Here is a 705-nt window from a genome sequence, read left to right as displayed (position 1 = left end):
CACTAGTGTTGCATTAATTTAATTCAACTCTTAAGAATACTCAAAATGTTCAATAATTTTATTTTTTGCATAAAAAAAGTCCTTTATAATGGATAAGTCAGGTGGTAATCCCGTCCAAATCCAATAATAAAGGAACATACGCATGGATAAGATTACACGAAAAACTTCATTTGGACAATGGTTTTCACCAATAAATCTTGAATTATTTGATGATCAAGTGAAAACATTGAAATTAGATTTCTATACGAAGAAACTTACGACGGAATCATTTTTAAAATTATTACTCTACGCACAGCTCGAAGAAGTTGAAAGTCTTCATGCGTTAAGTGATTGTCTTTTCGATGACCAGCTCCAAAAAGGAGTCAATCTTGATTCGATCAGTATTTCTCAGTTATCACGGCGATTAAATGGCATGAATCCAGATTTATTTCAAAGGCTTTTCCTGGATTTAGTTGCACAAATTCATGCTAAAACACACTACACCAAACTAGTCATGCCGTTAAAAATCATTGATTCAAGCACATTGCCACTCAACTTGACCTATCATAAGTGGGCACATTTCCGCAAAACAAAAGCGGGGGTAAAGCTACATTTGCGCCTTGTATTTATGGAAAAAGGGATTTCCTATCCTGAAAAGGCTGTGCTAACAACGGCAAAGGAACATGATCGTGGTCAACTAGAAATCATGGTCGATGACAAGGAATG

General features: G+C 35.3%; 1 protein-coding gene. It reads left to right on the top strand.

Features of this window, described 5'->3' with window-relative positions; translation table 11 throughout:
- Positions 1 to 142 precede the first annotated feature (142 nt).
- A partial coding sequence (locus JCM9140_RS22155; protein ID WP_034751864.1) for a DUF4372 domain-containing protein occupies positions 143 to 705 on the top strand: 563 nt, incomplete at its 3' end.

The sequence above is a fragment of the Halalkalibacter wakoensis JCM 9140 genome, from assembly GCF_000513095.1.
GTDB lineage: Bacteria > Bacillota > Bacilli > Bacillales > Bacillaceae_D > Halalkalibacter > Halalkalibacter wakoensis.
This window is presented reverse-complemented; position numbering and strand designations above follow the sequence as displayed.